Origin of the sequence: Streptomyces sp. NBC_01478, assembly GCF_036227225.1 — a bacterium.
In the GTDB taxonomy this organism is placed as follows: Bacteria; Actinomycetota; Actinomycetes; order Streptomycetales; family Streptomycetaceae; genus Streptomyces.
In genome coordinates this window covers 9,233,937-9,250,851 of the sequence record NZ_CP109444.1, presented here as the reverse complement: position 1 = coordinate 9,250,851, position 16,915 = coordinate 9,233,937, and the positions used below count along the sequence as shown (strand labels likewise).

At 67.8% G+C, this 16,915-nt stretch carries 9 protein-coding genes and 1 pseudogene; 6 read left to right on the top strand and 4 right to left on the bottom strand.

The features are described from left to right. Positions 1 to 103: 103 nt before the first annotated feature. From OG223_RS41400 to OG223_RS41385, 4 genes are all read left to right on the top strand, one after another. The gene (locus OG223_RS41400; protein WP_329260493.1) at positions 104 to 2,800 is read left to right on the top strand and encodes an AAA family ATPase; all 2,697 of its coding nucleotides are present in this window, start codon (positions 104 to 106) and stop codon (positions 2,798 to 2,800) included. A 77-nt stretch (positions 2,801 to 2,877) separates the two neighbouring features. Then, positions 2,878 to 3,678: an alpha/beta hydrolase gene (locus OG223_RS41395; RefSeq protein WP_329260491.1), complete on the top strand. Its 801-nt coding sequence runs from the start codon at positions 2,878 to 2,880 to the stop codon at positions 3,676 to 3,678. Between the two features lie 3 nt (positions 3,679 to 3,681). Beyond that, positions 3,682 to 4,143 carry an ester cyclase gene (locus OG223_RS41390; protein WP_329260488.1) on the top strand — a complete coding sequence of 154 codons (462 nt, stop codon included), beginning with the start codon at positions 3,682 to 3,684 and terminating at the stop codon, positions 4,141 to 4,143. 56 nt (positions 4,144 to 4,199) lie between these two features. Continuing rightward, positions 4,200 to 5,666: an aldehyde dehydrogenase family protein gene (locus tag OG223_RS41385; protein ID WP_329260486.1), complete on the top strand. Its 1,467-nt coding sequence runs from the start codon at positions 4,200 to 4,202 to the stop codon at positions 5,664 to 5,666. Between the two features lie 156 nt (positions 5,667 to 5,822). Here the strand turns inward: OG223_RS41385 and OG223_RS41380 are convergent, their stop codons facing one another. Both OG223_RS41380 and OG223_RS41375 read right to left on the bottom strand, forming a co-directional pair. Further along, the gene (locus OG223_RS41380) at positions 5,823 to 6,053 is read right to left on the bottom strand and encodes a WhiB family transcriptional regulator (protein WP_329265739.1); all 231 of its coding nucleotides are present in this window, start codon (positions 6,051 to 6,053) and stop codon (positions 5,823 to 5,825) included. 97 nt (positions 6,054 to 6,150) lie between these two features. After that, positions 6,151 to 7,515, bottom strand: coding sequence for an NAD(P)/FAD-dependent oxidoreductase (locus OG223_RS41375; protein ID WP_329260483.1), 1,365 nt, complete (start codon positions 7,513 to 7,515; stop codon positions 6,151 to 6,153). 225 nt (positions 7,516 to 7,740) lie between these two features. On the opposite strand from OG223_RS41375, the gene OG223_RS41370 reads away from it, so the two are divergent. Beyond that, on the top strand, positions 7,741 to 8,376 hold the full coding sequence (locus OG223_RS41370; RefSeq protein WP_329260480.1) for a hypothetical protein: 636 nt from the start codon (positions 7,741 to 7,743) through the stop codon (positions 8,374 to 8,376). Between the two features lie 52 nt (positions 8,377 to 8,428). Next, positions 8,429 to 8,635, top strand: a pseudogene (locus OG223_RS41365) (phosphorothioated DNA-binding restriction endonuclease); the annotation flags it as partial. Positions 8,636 to 9,571: 936 nt separating this feature from the next. Here OG223_RS41365 and OG223_RS41355 read toward each other — a convergent pair. Beyond that, entirely contained in the window at positions 9,572 to 10,003 is a 432-nt protein-coding gene (locus OG223_RS41355) for an Imm1 family immunity protein (protein ID WP_329260477.1), read from the bottom strand. Positions 10,004 to 10,073: 70 nt separating this feature from the next. Continuing rightward, a complete protein-coding gene (locus tag OG223_RS41350; RefSeq protein ID WP_329260474.1) occupies positions 10,074 to 16,748 on the bottom strand; it encodes a DddA-like double-stranded DNA deaminase toxin in 6,675 nt (2,224 codons plus the stop codon). Positions 16,749 to 16,915 lie beyond the last annotated feature (167 nt).

The following is a 16,915-nucleotide window of genomic DNA, read 5'->3' as shown; positions in this document are numbered from 1 at the left end:
GGGCGGCGGCCACCCGTCGGCGGCTTCAGTCGCATGACTGAAGCGGGCACCCGCGCGGTGTCCATAGTCTCGTCCCGTCAATGGCGACCGGACGAGGAGACCCATGGGCAGCGGCGTGCTTGTCGGCAGGCGGCGCGAGACGGACCTGCTGGACGCGCTCCTCGACGGGACACCACCGCGGCCCGGGGTCCTCCTGCTACTCGGCGACCCCGGCATCGGCAAGTCGGCCCTCCTGCGCGCCGCCCAACACACGGCCCGTACACGGGAGTTCCGGGTGCTCACCGTGGTCGGCGTGGAGTCCGAGGCCACCCTGCCCTTCGCCGGGCTGCACCAACTGCTGCGCCCGGTACTCGACTTGGTGCCCCTGCTGCCCAGAACCGAGCGCGCGGCGCTGCTTCCGGCGTTCGGGCTGACCGAGGGGCCGCCACCCGAGCTGTACCTCATCGCGCTGGCCGTCGTGAACCTGCTGGCCTCGGTGGCCGAGGACCGGCCGGTCCTCGTACTGGCCGACGACATCCAGTGGCTGGACCCGCAGACCCATGAGGTCCTGGCGTTCCTCGGCCGCCGTGCGGTGGGCCCGGTCGTGGTGGTGGCCGCGATGCGCACCGGTCACCCCGGCCCGTTCCTGACCGCCGGATTCCCGCAGCTCACGGTGGGCAGGGTGGACCGGGAGGCAGCCGCACGCATCCTGTCGGCCCACGCCCCCGGTCTGAGCCCGGCCGAACGGCAGCGGATCCAGGGCGAGGCCCTCGGCAATCCGCTCGCGCTGCTGGAACTCCCCGACGCGCTCCGCCTGTCGCCGACCGACGGGCTCCGTCCGCTGAGCCTGCCCGACCGGCTGGAGCGGGCGTTCGCGGGCCGGGTCCGCGAGCTGCCCGGGCCGACCCGCGACGCGCTGCTCGTCGCCGCGGTGGATTCGGTCGGCGCCCTGGCCGAGATCCTGGCGGCCACCTCGGTGCTCCGGGGCAGCGGTGTCGCACGGACGGTGCTTGTCCCGGCGGAGACGGTGGGACTGATCGAAGTACGCGACGGCGCCGTGGAGTTCCGGCACCCGCTGATGCGCTCCGGCGTACTGCAGGCCGAGTGCCTGGCCCGGCTCCAGGCAGCCAACGCGGCGCTCGCCGAGGCGCTGGTCGACGAGCCGTACCGGCGTACACGGCACCGCGCGCAGTCGATCGTCGGCCCCGACGACCAGATCGCCGACGAGTTGGAGGCCAACGCCGCGCTGGCGCTTGGCCGGGGAGCGGTCATGTCGGCCATCGGTGACCTGGAACGGTCCGCGCGGTTGACGAGGGGATCCGCCCGGCGCGGCCACCGGCTGCTGACGGCGGCCGAGCACGCCTTCGGGCTCGGGCGGGCCGACCTCGTCGACCAGTTGCTCCGGGCCGCGGCCCGCACCGACCTGTCCGAACTGGACCTGGCCCGCAAGGAGTGGCTCAGCGAGATCTTCGACGACGGTGTCCCCGGCGACGCCCGGCGGGTCTTCGACCTGTGCGACATCGCGCTGCGGTCCGCCGAGGCCGACGACCACGACCTGGCCCTGAACCTTCTGCTCGGCGCCGCCCTGCGCTGCTGGTGGGGCGACACCGGTCCGGCGGCACGGGCCCTGGTGGTGGCCGTAGCGGAAGGGCTCGACGGTGTGGACGACGACCCCCGCCGCACCGCGGCCCTGGCCGTGGCCGAACCCGTGCTTCGCTGTGCGGTGTCGATCGAGGCGCTGTCCCGGGTGCCGCCGGACGGTCGCGTGGACGCCGACGCGCTGCGCCTGCTGGGCATGGCCGCGCACGCGGTCGGTCATGAGGCGCTGTCCGCCGGGCTGCTGCGGCGGGCGGAGACGGCGCTGCGCGAGCAGGGCAGGCTCGGTCTGCTCTCCCACGTGCTCAGCATGCAGGTCATGGTCCATCTGGATCTGGGGGACCTGGACCGGGCGGCGGCCTGCGCGCGGGAGGGCGAGCGGCTGTCGGAGGAGACCGGGCAGCCGACCTGGCGGACCGGCACTCTCGCGTGCGGCTCGGTTCTGCACGCGCTGCGGGGCGACGCGGAGGTTGCCCTGCGGCTGGCGGCCGAAGCCGAATTGGAGGCAGGCCGCCGCGGGCTCAACGACCTGCTGTCCTGCGTCCAGTTGGCCCGGGGCGTGGCCTGGTTGTCGGCCGGTCGGAACGAGGACGCCTACCGGGCGCTGCGCCGCGCGTTCGACCCGGCCGATCCGAGCTTCCACCAGCGGGAGCGGTTCACCGGTCTGACGTTCCTCGCCGAAGCAGCCGACCGGGCCTGCGACCGCGAGGACGCCCGGCGGGTGCTGGCGGAGATGGAGGAGATCGCGCTCACGACCCCTGCCCCGATCCTGCACGCCCATCTGCCGTACGCGCGGGCCGTACTGGCCGCCGACGAAGACGCCGAGAACCTCTACTCGGCCGCACTGCGCGAGGACCTCTCCGTATGGCCCCTGGTTCGAGCGAGGACCGAGCTCGCCTACGGTGCCTGGCTGCGCCGTCACGGCCGTCCGGACAAGGCGGCGGCGCTGTTCGCCACCGCGCAGGCCACGTTCGACCGGGCGGGTTCGGCCACCTGGGGCGACCGGACCAGGCTGGAACTGATGGCCGTGGGCACCCGCCCCGCCTGGCCCGCCACGGCCGGACAGACGGGCATACCCGATCGGGAGCGGCGGATCGGCGCGCTCCTCGCCGGCGGTCTGCCGGACACGGAGATCGCGCAACAGCTCCACCTTCCGCCGGACGTCGTGGCGATGTACCGGCAGCGGCTCCGTGATGCCCGGAGGAACGGACAGTCGCATGACTGAAGCCGGGGTCGCGCCCCGCCGGTGACCATGCAGGCACAGCGACATACCGGCGCGTCTCCCGGCGAAAGGACCCCGCCATGACCGGCAACGGCACACCCGTCGTCTTCATCCACGGCCTCTGGCTGCACGCTTCCTCCTGGACACCCTGGGAGGAATTGTTCGAGGAGGCGGGTTACCGCCCGGTCGCACCCGGCTGGCCGGGTGTGGCGGACACCGTCGAACTCGCCCGCGCGCATCCGGACAGCATCGCCGACCACGGTATCGACGACGTGGTGGAGCACTACGCGGACATCATCGACGAGCTTCCGGAACCGCCGATCCTGATCGGCCATTCCTTCGGCGGCATGATCGCCGAGAAGCTGCTGGGCCGGAATCTCGCAGCCGCCGCGATCGCCATCGACGCGGCCCAGATCAAGGGCGTACTGCCGCTCCCGCTGTCAGCGCTGCGCGCGACCTTCCCGGTGTTCGCCAACCCGGCCAACAAACACCGGGCGGTGTCCCTGACGGCCGACCAGTTCCGGTTCGCCTTCGGAAACGCGGTCGGTGCCGAGGAGTCGGACGCGCTCTACGACCAGTGGACCATCCCGGCGCCGGGCAAGCCGCTGTTCGAGGCCGCCGGCGCCAACTTCGCCCCGCACTCACCCGCGGCGGTCGACACCGGCAACGACGACCGCGGGCCGCTGCTGCTGATCATGGGCGGCCAGGACCACACGGTTCCGGAGGCCATCACCAAGTCCACGCTCAAGCAGTACCGCCACTCGACCGCGGTGACCGATCTCGTCGAGTTCCCCGACCGGGGCCACTCACTCACCGTCGACAACGGCTGGCACGCGGTCGCGGACACCTGCCTCGGCTGGCTCGCCAAGCAGGGGCTGTAGCCGATGTCCCCCACAGAGGAATCTCACGGCGAGGAGGAACGGAACACCGCGATCGCCCGGCGCTGGCTGACGGAGGGTGCCACCGGGAATGTCGGTCTCGCCGACGAGATCTTCACCCACGACTTCCGCACCAACGGGAGGACGGTGGGGACCGAGGGCCCCAGGCGCAATGTCGCCAACCGGCTGACCGGGTTCCCCGACCTCGACGTGGTGATCGAGGACCAGATCGCCGTGGCCGACAAGGTCGTGACCCGACTGACCTGGCGTGGCACGCACACCGGCGACTACAGCGGGCTCCCCGCGACGGGACGGCGGGTCGAGGTCCGCGCCCTGACGGTCTTCCACTTCCACGACGGCAAGGTGTTCGAGAACTGGACGGTGATCGACCAGTTCGGCCTGTTCCAGCAGCTCGGGGCCCTGCCGCCGCACCTGCTCGCCGCCCAGATCCCGGCCGTCGGCCACTGAGACCCACCGCGACGCACACCTCGCAACACAGCACGACCTCTACAAGGAGGAAGGCCATGCCCGAGACTCCCACCCCCTACACCGGATTCGACCGGATGCCCCTGGCCGGCGAGTGGCGCTCCGGCGGCTCCGGTTCCGTCCTCACCGACACCAACCCCTACGACGACGCCGTACTCGCCGAGATCCCGTTGGCCGGTACCGAGGACGTGGATCGCGCCTGCCGTGCGGCGGGCGAGGCACAGCGCGCCTGGGCGCGGACCGCACCGGAGCAGCGGGCGGCGGTCTTCGAGCGGGCGGCCGGCATCGTCATGCGACGAGCGGGCGAACTGGGCGACTGGCTGACGCGTGAGGTGGGCGCCACCCGCGCCCGGGCCGCCGTGGAGGTCGCCATCACCGCCGCGGTCACCGCCGCCGGGGCGGGCCACACCGCGGACGTCGTCGACACGGTCGGCACGGACGTCCCCGACAAGGAGAACCGGGTCTACCGCAAACCCGCCGGTGTGGTCACCGTCATCAGCCCGTGGAACTTCCCGATGTACCTGTCCAACCGATCCGTCGCCCCGGCGCTGGCCCTGGGCAACGCCGTCGTCCTCAAACCGGCCGAGGACTCGCCCGTAACCGGCGGCCTGCTGCTCGCCAAGGTGTACGAGGAGGCGGGACTGCCCCCGGGCCTGCTCAGCGTCGTCGTCGGCCGGGGCCGGGACATCGGCGACCACCTGGTGCAGCACGAGATCCCCCGGGTCGTCTCGTTCACCGGATCCACCCCGGTCGGCCGGGGCATCGCCGCCAAGGCGGGCCTGAAGAAGCTCGCACTGGAGCTGGGCGGCAACGGCCCCCTGATAGTCCTGGACGACGCCGACCTCCAACGGGCCGCCGAATGCGCCGTGTTCGGCAGCTACTACCACCAGGGCCAGATCTGCATGGCGACGAACCGGGTCGTCGTCGACACCTCGGTCTACGACGAGTTCGTGGACCGCTTCGTCGAACTCACCCGGCTGCTGCGCACCGGCGACCCCCGTGCGTCGGCTACCCAGATCGGCCCCGTCATCAACGACAAGCAACTGAACGGCATCCGGGACAAGATCTCCCGCGCGGTGGCCGACGGAGCGAAACTGCTGCTCTCCGGCGAACCGACCGGCCCGGCCGGCCGCGTCCTGGCACCCCACGTACTGCTCGGCGACAACCACGTGACCACGGCCGCCGAGGAGGTCTTCGGCCCGGTCGCCACCCTCGTCCGCGCCGACGGTGAGGAGGACGCCCTGTGGATCGCCAACGACACCCAGTACGGCCTCTCCAGCGGCGTCTTCACCCGGGACGTGGAACGCGGCCTGCGTTTCGCCCAGCGGGTGGAGGCGGGAATGACCCACATCAACGACACGACCGTGCACGACGACGTCCACGCCGCGTTCGGGGGCGAGAAGGCGTCCGGTATCGGCCGCTTCGGCGGCAGGTGGGTCGCCGACGACTTCACCACACACCACTGGATCAGCATCCAGCACAAGCCGCGTCCGCTGGTGTTCTGAGGTCCATGAGCGTTCTGAGGTGCGTGGGCGTTCTGAGGTGGATCGATGTTCTGAAAGAGCCCCTCACCCCGGCGTCGAAGTGCCGGCCGGAAACCCCGGGGTTCGGGGTTTCCGGCCGGCACTTCGACGCCGTCAGGCGATCCGTCAGGCGACGCATCAGGCAGCTCGCGGCGGTAAGTTCCGACGGTGGAGCCGGAGCCGGATCGCCTCGCGCTCCCCCTCGGTCAGACCTCCCCAGAATCCGTACTGCTCCCCGCTGTTGAGGGCCGTACTGGCACAGACCTCCCTGACGGCGCAGGCCGCGCAGATGGCCCGCGCCTTCTCCTCCCGGACCTGTCTCGCCCGGCCCCGCTCACCCGCGGGCGAGAAGAAGAGCGAGGTGTCCATGCCCCGGCAGAGGGCGTAGCGCTGCCAGTCCCAGTGGTCGACGAGCGGGCGGTATCGAGGAATCACGCTGCTTGCTCCTTCCTTCCGGACCCAGCGGTCACGACCCGGGGGCCGGGTGCGGGGTCGCGGAGACGGCACGGACCTCGTCCGGAGTCAGATAGCCCCCGGTCCCCTCCATGTCGCGGATCGTGGTCGGCCGGCGGGCGAGGAATCCCGTACGGACGAAGTCGTCACCCGCGACCGCGTGCAGAACCCAGTTGGTCACGACCCGGGTCCTGGCCACGAGCGTGGGCAGCGCCAGGAGGTGGTAGCCGCGCGCCACCACCTGCGCGGCGAACCCGCTGAGCGGGATCCCGAGCGGCCGGGACACCGACCCGAAGCCACCCAGGTCCACGACCAGGCCCAGATCGCGGTGCCGGTACGGACGCAGCCGCTGTCCGCGTACCCGCGCGGCGACGTTGGTACCCGCTGTCCTGCCCTGGCGCAGCGCATGCTGCGCGGTGGGCGGGCAGATCGCGTCCCCGCCGGTGACCAGGTCGGGCACGGCGGCGGCGTCACCGACGGCGAACACTCCGTCAAGTCCCGGCACGGTCAGCTCAGTTGTGACGGCGAGCCGTCCGCGTACGGTCTGCGCCTCCATGGAGGCGATCAACGGGCTCGGCGCGATCCCCGCGGTCCACAACAGGGTGTGAGTGGGCATCCGCCGCCCGTCGGTGAGGACGACTTCGCCGGGCCCGGCCGAGGCGACGCTCACCCCGAGGGTGACCTCGATCCCGCGGCGTCGCAGCAACTTCAGTGCCTTGTCGCCGAGTTGGTCGCCCAGCTCCGGCATCAGTCGCGGAGCGACGTCGACGAGGTGCCACTCGATCAGCTCCGGGCGCAGCGCCGGGTAGCGGCGTGCGGCGGCGAGGGTGAGCCGTTGCAGATAGGCGGCGGTCTCGGTACCGGCGTAGCCACCGCCCACGACGACGAAGCGCAACCGGGCCGCCCGCTCACGCGGGTCATCGGTGGCGTCGGCCAGGTCGAGTTGGGAGATGACGTGGTCGCGCATGGCGACCGCCTCCGCGAGGTTCTTCATGCCGTGGGCGTGCTCGGGCACACCCGGGATGTCGAACGAGCGGGTCACGCTGCCGCTGGCCAGCACCACGAGGTCGTAGCGCTCCCGCACCGCCTCGTCGGTGATCAGCCGCACCACGCACACCTTGGCCACGGGATCGACACCGAGCGCGGCACCAGGCACGATCCGGGTGCGGCGGAGCACTCTGCGCAGCGAGACGGCGATCGGCTGCGGGGTCAGCACGCCCGCCGCCACCTGTGGCAGCAGAGGCAGATAGAGCTCGTAGCCGAGCGGCGCCACCAGGGCGAGCTCTGCTTCTCCGGGTTTGAGAAGCCTTTCCAGGCGGCGCGCGCAGGCAATACCCGCGAAGCCACCGCCGACGATCAGGATGCGGGGCCGAGTCACGATGTCGTCCTCCCAGGCCGATAGGGGCTGGTCCGATTCGTCACCATCGTGATCCGCCGACGGCGGCCCTGACTTCAGTCGGACGACTGACGGGCGGATGAGGGCGGCTGACGGGCCACGGTCACGTCCCTCCGGGACAGTCGGCCGACTGAAGTCACACCGCCCTCACCACACCTACCTTCGGTTCGAAGTCGGCGTGTCCGACAAGGGCGAAGGAGACAGGCCATGAGACCTGGACGCGGAACACCTCCGATGACAGTTGCCGTCACCTCCTCCGGGGAGATGGCCGCAGCCCCCGTCGCGGCTGCTCTGCGGGCCCAGCCTCGCCTGCGGGTGCTCGGCCAGGAGCAGGCGGCCCGGGCGGAGGCGATGCTGATAATGGCTCACGAACTCGGCGAACAGACGCTCAAGGTGATGCACGACGCGGACCGTCCGCCGCGAGGAAGCGGGCCGCAGGTGGTCCTCGTCGCCGAGCGGTTCGGAACCGAGCGGCAACTGCTGCGGGCGGTCGACCACGGACCGGTCTGCGTACTGCCACGTTCACGCGCCGGGCTCGACCGCATCGTCCCCGCCCTGCTGCGTACGCCTGACGGCCGAACCCCTCTCGATCCACCCGAGTCGATGGTCCGAGCGCTACGAGCCGACCTGCGCGCACTGCGCAACCGGTCCACGTCGGGCCCGTCCGGCCTCGCCCTGGACACGGGCGAGGCCGAGATGCTGCGGCTGCTCGCCGACGGGCTCGGCTCCGTGGACATCGCCCTGGCCCTGAACTGCCCCGAGCGGAAGGTCCAGCACGTGATCCACCGGTCCTGCATCCGCCTGAGCCTGGGCCATCGCACATGGGCCGCCCGGGCCGCGTAGCGGTGACGCGGACAGCCCACCGAGGTCCGAACCGTCGCTACGATCACCGGCCATGGACTGGCTGGAGCGCACCACGAAGCTGAGGCAGTGGACGCGAAACGGAACACGCGCGCCGCACAAGCCGCTCCTTCTCCTGTACGCCCTCGGCTGGTTCCAGGAGGACGCCGACAGCGAGCTGCGGTACAGCGCGGTGGAGGAGGACCTACAACGCCTGCTGACCGAGTACGGGCCGCCCAACAAGACGTCGCCCGCTTGCCCTCCGCGCGCGTAATCGGCCAGCGTCGGTTCCAAATCCGTAAGTCAGCTGTGCAGCCAGCAGCAGTCGCAGCCAGAGGCACCTCTTCCCGAAAACGGCGGAAGATTCACTGGCGCCCGCTCAGGGCAACACGTAAGGGCAGGTCAGAGGTATGACAGGCATGGCCCCGACAGGCGCCTTCTAAACACCTGGTCTGTTAGGCCGCGCAATAGCACCTGTTAGGTCACGTTCACGGATCACAGTCGACGAGGTCATCAACCCGTTCATCCGCCGACGGACTGCACGCTCGACGCACCCGGCATGGACACCACACTGTCTGCGCTCGGCAGTCTGACGACCTCTCCTCATCATCCGACGCGCGAATCCCCGTCGAGACCGGTAGACGCAGCCACCTCAGCCCCGACTCCGAGTTCCGTGGAGGACCGGCGCTTGGTTCCCCATGAAGGGCCCCTATGTGAGTATGCAGTCACACGGGAGGTACACAGAGTGGACCGTATCCGCGCCGCCCGGACCACGGACCTGCTCAACCTCCCCCTCCACGACACCGTGCAGAACCAGATCTGGCTGGAGATGGCGCTCGACCTGCCGACCAGGATGCCCATGCTCGCTCCGACCCAGCACAGCTCGGCTCTGGGAGCCCCAACGCAGCCCAGCTTGTCACCACCAGCCTCCGCCGCTTCCTCCATCTCGCAAAGCACTGGCCCCGGAAAGACGCGATCACCGATGCCCCGGACCAGCTTCGTGCTCTCCTGGCCCCTGACTGACCAGAGACTCCTCCATCCTCGCGAGCAGTACCAGATCACCGGAGCCGCCGTGGAACCCGGCGCGCACCTGACGCGAGAGGCGGGCCATCAACCCGCCAGGACTCCGAAAACCCATCCAACTCCCGCCACATAAGGGACCGGGAGCAAACTGGCGGCCCCTCATGAACGAGCGAGGTTAGTCGAGCCGCGCTCCATGCGTGTCACTGCGCGCCCACTCCACACACGCGGGACGGTCGCCTGTCCCTACCCTGCAAAATTCCTCGACAGCATCCCGGACATGCCCAATAGGAATAGCGCTACGGGGATCATGAAATCGAGGAAAGCTGGGATCGCGCACGACACGGGGGTCAAACTTTGGTGGATTTGGATTATCGGAAACCCACGTATGCTTAGAGACTTCATCCTCGACCTTTTCGGCCCGATCGGCGCTAACGTACCAAATCAGCCCGCCGTATCCGGTCGACGGATTGGCCGCAACATGGAGATAGTTATCCGGCCACCAGTCGAAGGTCTCATTGGTGTAGCGCGAACGGGCGAAGCTGAAAACGGCGTCATCGCCAGCACTAATATACCCCAGGCCACTTTTTTCACCTTGGAGGTTTGCCATGACGCGAGAAATAAGCGCCGCCCTCTCGGATTCACTTTCCGCGTAAGAGTAATCACCGCGAAAGAGGACATTAAGGATCAATTCGGGCTACTCCCTTGAAGACGCGCGGTTCGCTCATCCCAGGATAGTGCACTGTCATGGTTGACCCGCGCGGAAGGATGGCCCGGACCGCTAGCTGACACCCGTGCGGACCGCCACAAATATAGTCCTGATTGATATAGACGTCCGCATTGGTGACCTTGTTTCCGCGCATCCATGCAGCGAACTGCGTCTCTACGTGCTCTTCCGACCAAAACTTGTCGTTCTTGTTCATTAGTGGGCGGATATTCGGAGAACTGTCGAGTATTTCATGCACCTTGCGCTGCAGCGGCCCCGAGCCGCTCGTCACGTCCGGGCGAAGCACGTTGCCGTCCCCGTCGAATATCCGACCGGTGGTTAGCCGCGCACCCGCCAGTTCGGAGGCCGCTTCAGACAGTCCGACTTCGAGTCCGCCGCCCAGCGGCCCTCCATCGAATGTCCCTGTAAGCGGTGGGCACAGACCGCTGGCGCCTGGGACACAGTTCCCCCCTTTCAGCCTCGACAAGGTCTCGGAGAGATTTCCCGACAACAAGGACGCAAGAGGACTTTGGGAAACCGAGTGAACGATATTGTCCCAGAATGAAGGAATGTCCGGTCCGGCGTCACCCATATTGTTGACATTGTTGGCTGGATTCGACTGAACGCCGCAGCTAGAGAGAGGCCAGCAACTCGCAGCCGTATCGCTACTGTTTTGCGACGTGCCCCAGGAAACGCCCTGTTCCGCATAGATGGTGTTGGCTGATTTCTTCGGCTTTCCAGGAGTGGTTCCTGGCGTGTGGTTCTCGTAGCCGGGCCCTGGGCGTGTCGGGCAGTCGATTTCCGGGCAGAGACCGGTGGGGTCGCTCCCGCTGACAGGATTGTCATCGGCGTAGGTATAGCCGCCGAGTTCTTGGGGGCTGGTGGCTTCGAATATGGGATCGAGGCTGATGAAGCGGCCGAGGGTGGCATCGTATTCGCGGGCACCGATGTCGGTCAGGCCGGTGGCGGTGTCGGTGGTTTTGTTGAGGAAGGTGCGGTTGTCGGCCCAGGTCGTCGTGGTGCCGCGGGAGTTGCCGTAGGGGTCGAACTGGCGCCAGGTAGGGGTCTGCGCGGTGGAGTCGAGGTAGAGGCTGTTGGTTCCGTGCCGGTCGGCGTCGAGTTCAAAGCCGTAATTGGTGCCAGTGCCAGTGCGTACCGCGGTCGCGCCGCCAGGGGTGCTGTAGTAGCGCACTCCGGTGGCGGTGCCAGCGGAATCGTTGAGGGTGATCTGTTCGCTGCCGAGGTACAGAGTGGTGGTGCTGGGGTCGATCTGCAGCAGGAGGTTTCCGTCGGCGTCGTAGACGTAGCTGGTGGCGGTGCCGGTGGTGCTGTTGGAGACGCTGGTCAGCTGTTCGGCGTTGTTCCAGAGGAGGGTCTGGTCGCCAGTGCTGGTGTCACGGGTGGTCATGTTTCCGGCGACGTCGTAGACGTAGCTGGTCGAAGTGGTCGATCCGCCCGTGGTGGTGGTGCCGTTCATCGTGTTGGGCTGGCTGCTGGACCAGACGCTGTTGGTGAGGGTGTCGCTGCCGGTGCCGGAGATGGTGTGCTGGGTCTGGGTGAGCCGGTTGCCGATGTCGTCGTAGGTCCAGCTGGTCCAGTAGGTTCCGCCAGCGATGCCGTCTCCAACGGTGCTGTGGTCACTGCTGGTGGGCGTGGTGTCGCACGTGCCGGTCGCGGTTGAGGCGGTGGTCCAGGCGCTGGTGAGGTGGTCGAGGGTGTCGTAGGAGTAGCACTGGGTTTCGGCCGTGATGCTGGAACCGGAGCGGGTCTCGGTCTGGTGGGTGATGTTGCCGGAGAGGTCGTAGGTGTAGGCGGTCTCGTCGATGGTGGCGGGGGTGGTGGTGGAGCGGGTGACGAGCTGGTCGGCCAGTTCCCCGGTGTGTGCGTCGTAGCCGTCGGTGACGGTAGCGTAGGAGGTTGCGGTGCCGAGCTTGACCTGGGCGACCTGGTCGTAGGCGCTGTACGTAGTGCTCTGCAAGTAGCTGTAGGTGCCGACAACGGCGTTGAGTTCGTCGTCGTTGTTGTATCCATGGGTGACGGTCTCAGCTGGCAGCCCGCCACCTAGGGCGTAGCCGTCGGTCCACAGCAGTCCGTTGACGCTGGTGTAAGAGTGGGTGATCTTCCAGGTCTTGCCGAGGACCGTGCCCTGTGCAGCAGGGGGGATGATGGTCTCTTCGCCCAGGGATTCACCGAAAACGTTGAAGCCCATGGCCTGTTGCACGTAGGCGTAGCCGCCGCTGTACGAGGTTGCGGTGGTGGCGTGTCCGACCGGATAGGTCATGCCGGTGATGGCGGTGTTGGAGTTGTCGTAGACCCAGGCTGCGGTCTGGTTACCTGGGGAGGCGGTGGAGGTGTAGGCGGTCTGGTCGGCGGCGGCTGCGGCGTACTGGCCGGTTTTACGGTCGAGGGCGTCGTAGGTGTAGGAGACGTATCTGCCGCGGGAGTCCTGGGCCTGCAGGAGGTTGCCGTCCCCGTCGTACGTCATGGCCGAGGTCGAGCCGGCTGTGGGATCTGTCTTGGAGACCACCTCACCGGCCAGGTCGTAGGTGTTTGTCCACACCTGGTTCTTGGCGTCGGTGGTGGTGGACTGCTGGCCGTGCCCGTCGTAGCCGTAGGTGGTGGCGCTGGTGGTGCCCTGGGTGAGGTACAGGCTTCCGGTGGCGGTGTTCAGCGGGGTGGTCAGCGTCGGTGCAGTGGTGTACTCGTCGAGCTCGCTGGTACGGCCGAGCGCGTCGGTGCGGGTTGTCTTTGTGATTCCGCCCTTAGGCGGGATGACGGTGGTGGCGTCGCCGCTGTACACCGTGGTGTTGGTCGAGACGACTGAACCGTTCTTCTCGGAGGTGTCGTAGATCTGCCGGCCGAGCCCGTCATAGGTGTACACGTCCTGGTCGGCGACCTGGTTGTCAGGTACCGAGTCCACTGCCAGCGTCGGGGTGGTGGTTGAGTCCCAGTAGTCAGTGTTCTGCTTTGCCGTCCAGCCGCGTGAGTCGTACAGGGTGTCGTCGATCAGACGGCCGCCCTGGGGGGTGTAGGTCTGGGTCTGGCGAGAACGGCCGAGGGAGTCCTCGATGCTCACCGAGGTGAGGTAACCGCTGTTGTCGTTGAGGACATTGGTGACCACACCCGAGAGGGAGCTGTTGGACAGCGTGTAGGTGTAGGTGAGGTTTGCCAGAGAGGTGGTGGCGCGGGAGTTCTTCCACACCGATGTGCCCCGCCCCAGCGCGTCGTACTGGGCAGTGGTCACTACATGGTTGGCGTCGGTACTGGTGAGGGTGAGCCCGCGCTCCGGGTCCAGTGTCGAGCTGCTGGTGTGGATGACCCCGCTCACAGTGGGATCAGTGACGGTCTGTCCGGTGGTCAGATAGGCGGAATTGACCGTGTAGGTGGTCGTGGTGGTGTTGCCGTTACCGGTAGTGATGCTGGCTGGGCGGTGGTAGGTGCTGTCGTAGGCACTCTTTGCAGTCGTCCGCCAGGTGAAAGCGCCCGAGCCGTAGTCGGTGGCTTGGCGGGTCATCGTGACCAGGCCCATGGTCGGGGCGCTGGCCTGTGGGAACGCGGTGGCGAAGGTGGAGTCGTCGTAGAAGGTCCGGGTGGCAGAGATGACCTGGTCGGGCCGGTTCACGCTGACCGGTGCGCTCAAAGTGTTCAGGCCACTCGGCACGGACGTGACGGATCCCTCGGTGAAGCCGGAGCAGGCCACCGAGTCCTCTTCTGTACCGGAGACGAGGCCGACAAGGTTGGCACTGGTGTTGGCCGGGGCGTACGTGGTGGCAGTGCACTGGTCGTAGTGGGTGTCGGCCGGCACAGTGTGCGTGTAGGTGTAGGTCGGCAGACCGAAGTCGTCATCGGAGCGCGTGGCGTCGTAGGTGGTGTCGGTCTCGTTGTAACGCCAGCTTGTGCTGCCACCGTCGGTCAGCCGCTGTCGGGTCCACTCCTCCGCGGTGCCCGTCGCGTTGGCAGTCAGGTCCGGCAGCCCTGAGCGCGTGCGGGTCGCGGTTGCCGCGGAGATCCAGTACGAGGTGATGGTGGAGTTGTCGACACCTCCGCCGTTGCCGAGGTAGGAGGTGGACTCCAGTATTTGGCCACTCAGTTGGTCGGAGTCGGTGTGGCTGCCACCCTGGGAGTCGGTCAGCGACACGCTGCGGTTCGAGGTGGCCGAGAGCCGGTCGCCGTCCATGCCCTGGTAGTAGGAGTCGACCTGCTTGGTCTGAGCGTCTCCGGCGCCGCTACCGGTGGTGGTGGTGACCTTCTGGTAGCCGCGCCACTGTCCATATGTGCGGTACTTGGCCTTGGTGGTCTCGTCGTCGTCGTAATGCCAGGCCGCGCCCGAGTAGGAGTAGTCGGTCTCCTTGGTCGCCGAGCCGCCTGTGGTATCGGTCTCCAGGACTTCCTGGACCGCGTATTTGTTGAACCAGTCCAGCATCGGGCTGATGTAGCCGCTGGGGGTCCAGTACTCCGGGAAGCATGACGCCGTGTTTGAGGATGGCGTGGCTGAGGTCGAGCAGGCGGTCGGCAGGGTGTAGGAGACCCCGGTGACTCCGCCCAGTTCGTTGGTGATCGCGGTGATGCGGTAGCGGAACAGGCCCGGGTATGTGGAGGTGCTCACCCGGTTCTCCAGTGCCGAGCCGGTGAACTTCACCGCCGGCATGGTGATCGACGAGGTCGAGCCGCCTGCCGTGGTGTCCGAACCGGTGCGCTGGATCGAGGACAGCCAGAGGGTCGCGCTGGTCGCGTCGCCCGTGGACGGCTCGGTCTGCGTCAGCGCATAAGAGTCGACCGTGACGTAGCCGCTGGAGGAGACCGAGTACTGCTGGGTGGTGATCGACGTCAGGCGGACAGTGGAGAAGTACGACGGCGCGTAGGGGCTGCACGTTGCGCCGGAGGCGCAGACCAGGTCGTAGGGGACGTCCGGGTAATAGGAGGCGTTGGACGAGGTCTCCGCGCTGCCGCAGTTGCTGCTGGTGGACGTGCAACGGACCGAGGTGCCGTAGACGATTTTGTCGGGGACGGTGCCGTAGGGACCGTTGGCAGTGGTGAAGCCGTAGTCGATGTGCGCGAGGTAGGAGTCGCGCACATATTTGACTTCGGAGTCTCCGCTGTAGGCGCCGTAGTAGTTGGTGTCCTGCTTGTAGTAGTACGCCATCGCCGCGCCGGTGGCGGAGGCGACATAGTCCAAGTGCCACTTGTAGGCCATGGTGCAGTAGCTGCTGGTGGCCGTGGAGTTGTAGCAGGGGTCGCTGGAGTGGGCGGAGTACACGCGCTCGGAGTCCACCGAGTTCGTCGTGTCGTTGCCGGAGGTCCAGCCGGGCAGTTCGTTGCGGCCGAAGTAGTACTTGGTGCCGTCCCTCTCCGTGATCACCCAGTATGAGGTGTCGTAGGTGTCCGATCCGTTCGACGAACTAGTCACCTTGGTGACCGTGGCACCATTATCGTCGGCCAGCTTGTAGGTGGATGTGTCCTTGTCGTAGATGATTGAGGTCGAGGACCCGTTGAGGGACATGGTCAGGATTGGGCCGTCGTAGCATTCGTCGGTGGTGGTGACCGAGCCGGCGCTGCCCTCCGGGGAGTCGGCACAGGAGGTGAACTCCTGGGCGACGAAGGAGTCCTGCGTGGTCCATCCATCGCCGACCCAAGATGCCTGAGCCTGAGTGTTAGCGGTCTTTCCGTCGACGCTGCCGGAGTCGTAGGACAGTGATGCGTCCGGCGCAAGCGAGGTTGAGGCCGCAGGGGAGTCGACCTTGTAGGTGTAGGTGAAGTCGCCGGACGAGCCCGACTGGCCCCACGAGCCTGCGGACGAGAGGGTCGAGGCGTAGTTTCCTCCGGCTCCACCTTCCTGCCCGGTGGAGTCGGTGGCCGCGATCACGGTGGCCGCGCCGGAGGTCGAAGCTGTCTGCGCCGTCGCCGACTTGGTGGCCGCACCGGCGTAGACAGCCGAAGACGCCGTTCCCTCCGCGGTCTGACTGACGCCGGTGGAGGCGGCGCTCTTCACTGAGCTTGTGCTGCCGAGCGTGAGGTCTGCGGATACGGCTGTGTTGTTAGCGTCGTTGAGGGAGGTCAGGGGTGTCTGCTTGCGGCACTGGGCGAGTTGAGGGGTTGTCAGTGCGCAGGCGGGCAGCCTCACGAGGCGCAGCCGGGAGGCGTAGTTGCCGCCGACGGCCTGGCTGAACGCGCCGTAGTCCAGGCCCACTTTCACTCGACCCGAGCCAGAAACCCCAGCAGTTGCGCTCTGGCCGGCAGTGAGTGACCAGACCGGGCCGGATACCCCCAGTCGGGTGGACAGGGTCCGCGACTGTACGGAGACGCCCAGTTCCGTTGGCCCCGTGTAGGTGCCCTTGCTGGGGGCTACGGCCTGCGCCCAGACCGGTGCTCCTGCCGCCAGTGCCTTGGCACCGGTGGCAGCCGAGTGCGTCGGCGCCTTGAGCTGCAGGGAACCGCTGCGAACGGCCGGCCACGCGGTCCGGGTCGGCACGGTCGTATGCCGGGTGGCGGTGGAAAGATGCACGCTCTTGTGCGGAACGGGCTTCAGGCCGGTGACTGAACGGCCGAGGTCCGCCTTCGGCTTCACCGCCGCAGTGGACGCGGTGGACGAGGTCAGCGCGGTCGCTGTCGATCCGAAGGCCAGGCTCAGGCACAACGACCAGGCCAGCACCGCGGCCCACCCGACCAGAAGCCTCCCGGCCACACGCCGGTATCGCGCCTTTACCACTCCGCTGTTTCCGCGCACCCGTCTACCGGACACGGCTTCCCCCCTCGCCATGACGACATGCCGAAATATCGAACGACCACCTGGGCCAATTGCAGCTGCGGCGATTGTTC